The organism is Microcoleus sp. LEGE 07076 (genome assembly GCF_015207455.1).
Classification (GTDB): domain Bacteria; phylum Cyanobacteriota; class Cyanobacteriia; order Cyanobacteriales; family Microcoleaceae; genus Microcoleus.
In genome coordinates this window covers 1-4,150 of sequence record NZ_JADEWV010000344.1, presented here as the reverse complement: position 1 = coordinate 4,150, position 4,150 = coordinate 1, and the positions used below count along the sequence as shown (strand labels likewise).

Genomic DNA, 4,150 nt, shown 5'->3' with positions numbered 1-4,150 from the left:
GCGTTATCATAATACTGTCAGTGGAAATATAGTTAGCGTAGGAGATTTGATTGGTATTGTAGTCTACTATCATAACCCAAGAGGAGAAATAGGAAAATTAAAATCTGAAACTATTTATGGTTTTCTTGTCCCGGTAAAAACAAAGATTTGGAATACTACGGCTCTTGAAGAATTAAAGAAAGACATAGAAAAGTCCGTTGACAAAAGTGAAAAGATCGACTTGAAAGAAAAATTAGATTTGATTCAATCTACAATTGAAAAACATAAAAATTTATGATGGCATTAGGTCGCTAACCCTTCGTATTAGTATCGATAGTCGAGCGCTCTCAAATACCAATTGATGAAAAAGTAAATCCTCCCTATCCCAATCACCCCACAGCAAACTCAGTAAATTGACGCACATAAGGAGCTTTAAAAGCTAAAACAATATCTTCCTTGGGAACTCCGGCGGCTACTAACTCATTCGCGATTCCCGCTTCGGTTCTATCCCTCTGAATCCAAAATTTACCATCTTTTATATCGACGTGAATCACACAGCCGTAAACCCGTTTTTGCTCCTCCCAGCCCAAATGAACCACATGATAATGCTCCCGTTCGGTATCAAAAAGTAATTGAACTTCTGTTTCAGTATCCAAGTCATTCCTTGAGTGTTGAGACAGAATTGTTTGGATTAATTCTTTGTAATCTATTCTTTCCATAAAATTATCCCTGTTGAATAGCATCAAAAATGAGTAATTTGAGCTGATGTTTAGCAATTAATTCTTGAATAAAATCGTTTCCCGTAGCATGGTCATGATTTAACCACAGAGAACGCAGAGAACACAGAGGGAGATAAGAGAGATTAATACAGGACGATGCTACTGGATTTGATATAAAACGATCGCTGAAAAAATTATTTCATAGCCACGAAAATACTGAATAGATCGCTATTAATTACCACTCCGCCATCATATCATCGCAGCCAGCAGCGATCGCACTCCAAAAAATTTCCCCCCACTTGGCATAACTCCCCCACCCACCAGCGATAAAGCAATATCAGGCGATTCCACAGCAACTAGCCCCAACAAAACCAGGCTAACGCTGCATAAAACTGAAAACTCCACAGGACTCAATAACAGAGAACAATCCAGAGGTACTTATGACGAACCAAGTAGATCTCAATGAAGTCAGAAACCGCGTACTCACCAACCAACACAGCGACACCGACTTGCCCAATGCAACAGATCGCAGCGTGTTTGTAGACTCCGAAGGTAACATCATCCTCCGCCCCCAACCCGGAACCGAACGCCAACTATCCCGCGTTCCCCAGAAAACCTTCGCAGCCACTGTGACAGCCGATCGCCAAATCGTAGCTCAAAAACTCCCCAACAACACCCAGGAAATGTCCGTCAGCGGCGTTACAGGCTGGGTTTACAGCATTACCAGCGAACTCGGCGACCAGTATACCATGTTCGCTTACAGCGACGGCAGCCTATACCAAGTGATGGTTTTGTTCCCAGCAGTTGCCGGTAAGTTCAATGTCCACGATGCCCACCTGTTTAGCGATGGTCGCATCTGCTTCGGCGATGGAGGCGGCTTGCCCACCTTAGAACAAGCCTTTGCCAAATCAGTCCTCTGGGCAACTGGCTTCAGCAGTTATCTGCGTACCGATCTATTCCCATTCTCCATCAACAACCTCTAAAAGGGCGATCGCAACCGATCCACTCCGACCAAAGAAACCGGGTTTTTACCGCATCTGTCGGCTGCAACGAAGTATTTAGCCAAAAACCCGGTTTCTGGGTTCCCAAAATTTACCTACTCTCAACTTAAAACCATGATGTTATACATTTCACAGTCAGTTCTGCACGACATTGAAACTGAGATCGCCAACCATCCTCCCGAACGCGGAGGAGCCATTCTAGGCCCCGTAGGTCAGCCAATCATCACCCGCTTTCTTTTGGACGAAGAAGCCCATACCAGCGGTGCTAGCTACTTGCCATCCCCGCAATTAACTCAGCGGGTGCAGCAGCTAGAACTCAACCAAGGACTGGAGTTTAAAGGCGTTATCCACTCGCACCCAGGCGGCCTAGACCGTCCTTCCGGCCCCGATGAAACTGCGATGCTAGAAGGGCTGAACCTCAACCCTCACATTCCCTACTTTGTAGCCCCGATCGTCACTTTACAGCGTCCTTGGGGGCAGTTGCGCGAACACGAATTGCCGATCGCACAAGGTAAAATTTCCTGTTATGTTGCTTCCGGCGATCGCAACCAATTGCGAGTAGAAATGCTACCAGTCAAGGAAGTGTGCGATCGCGATTTACCCCGTATCCTGCAAACACTCTTACCGACGGCTGCACCCAAACGCATACCGCTGTTGGAAAACCTACAGCAACTTTGCCGTACTTTTGGTAGCAGTAAACCACCGGAAGTATTTATCACCGAAATGGAAGGAAAGGCGATGCCGGCCGGTCGCGTTATTCTCGACGGCGGTTTGGAACTGCTGTTTCTCGTCAGCGAGTCTTATCCCGTCACGCCGCCTCTGCTGATGGTGACACCAGAAGGAGGAAACACAGAGCAAATTCAGTTAGATTGGTCGCTGCAAACGCCACCAGAAGACCGTTTGCTAACAGCAGTCAAAAGTGCGATCGCAGGTTCTGGCCCCTACCAGAAGGTGTACGGCCCTTTGGGAAAGTCCCCAATCACAGCAGACGCGGATCGCGCGCGCTTGGCTGGCTGGAGTGGTTGCTATTCGGGCCTTGACCCCAAAATTGCCGCAGCCGAAATCCAGCAAGGATTATTTGCGCGCAGTCAAGGAATTCTCAGCCAGCATATCAGCAGCAAACGGGTGTTGATTGCGGGGACGGGTTCTGTCGGTTCGTACTTCGCCGAACAACTGGTTCGCAGCGGTGTCGGTGCTCTCACTCTCATCGATCCAGAAACCGTTGAAACAGCGAATCTGTGTCGCACTACCTACGATTTTACCGATTTGGGTAGTCCGAAAGTGGAAGCGCTGGCGAAGCGGCTGCTGCACATCAACCCGCTGTTGGAATTGACGGTACAGCCTAAAAGCTTGTCAGACTATGAGGTTGAAACCTTTGATGCTTTGGTGCAACAAGCCGACTTGATAGTTGCTACTACCGATGACCCCGCTGCCCAGCGCATTCTCAACCGTTTTGCTTATTTTCACGGCAAACCTGCTTTGTTTGTCGGGCTTTACAAAGGTGCCGAAGGAGGAGAGGTAATTGTGACTATCCCAGATCGCACTCCCTGCTATCTTTGTGCTACGGCCAACCGCCACAAAGCCGAAGCGGAGTTGGGACGGGTGAGTGCGGATGGGGATTACGGCAACAATGGTCGAGTGATGGGTGAAGTGGCGATCGCGGCGGATATTCACCATGTTACCAGTGTCGCGGTGAAAATGGCTCTGTCGCTGCTGTTGCCGGAGGATGCTGAGGCGAAACTTAAAGGTTTCTTGAATCCGGCGATCGATGGGGGATTAAATTATCTCACGCTGTCGATGGTTCCGAATTATTGGTTTTATCCAGGGGTATTTGGGGATACGCCGGGACAGTACGCTTATCAAAGCGTTTGGTTGACGGCAAAGAGTCGGGAGGAATGTCCCGTCTGCGGTACTGTACACCATCGGGTTGACCCGCGATCGATCGCGCTGCGGAGTGTGCAAGTTGATGGAATTCGGGCTGCATTGAACGCTTCTCGTTCTTAAGTCGAAGCTGAATATTATTCATGCGATAGAAAGCCCCAGGGGAACAAATGCTTTCCTCTGGGGCTTTCTGCTGCGATCGTCTGGTAATGTAGAGGTTTGGGGGAATGTTTGAAAAATCGGGTAAAAAGGGCGATCGGACTTTTTTGTCATCGGCGCTTACAAAAGTTAATCTATGGGAAAATTAATTGTTATCCGATTGGGTGAAGGGAGTTTCAAGATAGGTTTTCCAGTTTTCCTGCGAATTGCGGAAGATGGCAAGCCGTACCACAATGAGCTAGATGCCCGTTTACCTCCAGATCCAGAACTAGACAGATTTTATGAAAACTTAAAGAAACACGGCTTTAAAGCTAATCTCAAGGACAAATACAAGCCTTTAAATGCTAAAAAACTTCTTAATGATTGGCTTTCATCTTCGCAATTTCTCGAAAAATGGCACGAATTAAAAAC

The 4,150-nt window shown here is 47.5% G+C and carries 6 protein-coding genes and 1 pseudogene; 4 read left to right on the top strand and 3 right to left on the bottom strand.

Annotation, left to right across the window (positions count from 1 at the left end; translation table 11 throughout):
• Nucleotides 1–277: hypothetical protein (locus IQ270_RS28725; protein ID WP_193976523.1), on the top strand; the 277-nt coding region annotated here is incomplete at its 5' end.
• Nucleotides 278–368: 91 nt separating this feature from the next.
• Here the strand turns inward: IQ270_RS28725 and IQ270_RS28720 are convergent.
• Together IQ270_RS28720 and IQ270_RS28715 are read right to left on the bottom strand one after the other, a co-directional pair.
• Nucleotides 369–698, bottom strand: coding sequence for a XisI protein (locus IQ270_RS28720; RefSeq protein WP_193976522.1), 330 nt, complete (start codon nucleotides 696–698; stop codon nucleotides 369–371).
• Between the two features lie 249 nt (nucleotides 699–947).
• Nucleotides 948–1,103, bottom strand: coding sequence for a hypothetical protein (locus tag IQ270_RS28715; RefSeq protein ID WP_193976521.1), 156 nt, complete (start codon nucleotides 1,101–1,103; stop codon nucleotides 948–950).
• A gap of 35 nt (nucleotides 1,104–1,138) precedes the next feature.
• Between IQ270_RS28715 and IQ270_RS28710 the strand changes: the two genes are divergently transcribed.
• Complete coding sequence (locus tag IQ270_RS28710; protein ID WP_193976520.1) at nucleotides 1,139–1,681, top strand: hypothetical protein; 543 nt, start codon at nucleotides 1,139–1,141, stop codon at nucleotides 1,679–1,681.
• A gap of 132 nt (nucleotides 1,682–1,813) precedes the next feature.
• On the top strand, nucleotides 1,814–3,703 hold the full coding sequence (locus tag IQ270_RS28705) for a ThiF family adenylyltransferase (protein ID WP_228056799.1): 1,890 nt from the start codon (nucleotides 1,814–1,816) through the stop codon (nucleotides 3,701–3,703).
• Between the two features lie 18 nt (nucleotides 3,704–3,721).
• On the opposite strand, the gene IQ270_RS32100 is transcribed toward IQ270_RS28705, so the two are convergent.
• Nucleotides 3,722–3,853: a hypothetical protein gene (locus IQ270_RS32100; RefSeq protein ID WP_255532498.1), complete on the bottom strand. Its 132-nt coding sequence runs from the start codon at nucleotides 3,851–3,853 to the stop codon at nucleotides 3,722–3,724.
• 22 nt (nucleotides 3,854–3,875) lie between these two features.
• On the opposite strand from IQ270_RS32100, the pseudogene IQ270_RS28700 reads away from it, so the two are divergent.
• Nucleotides 3,876–4,150 (top strand): annotated as a pseudogene (locus IQ270_RS28700) (hypothetical protein); the annotation flags it as partial.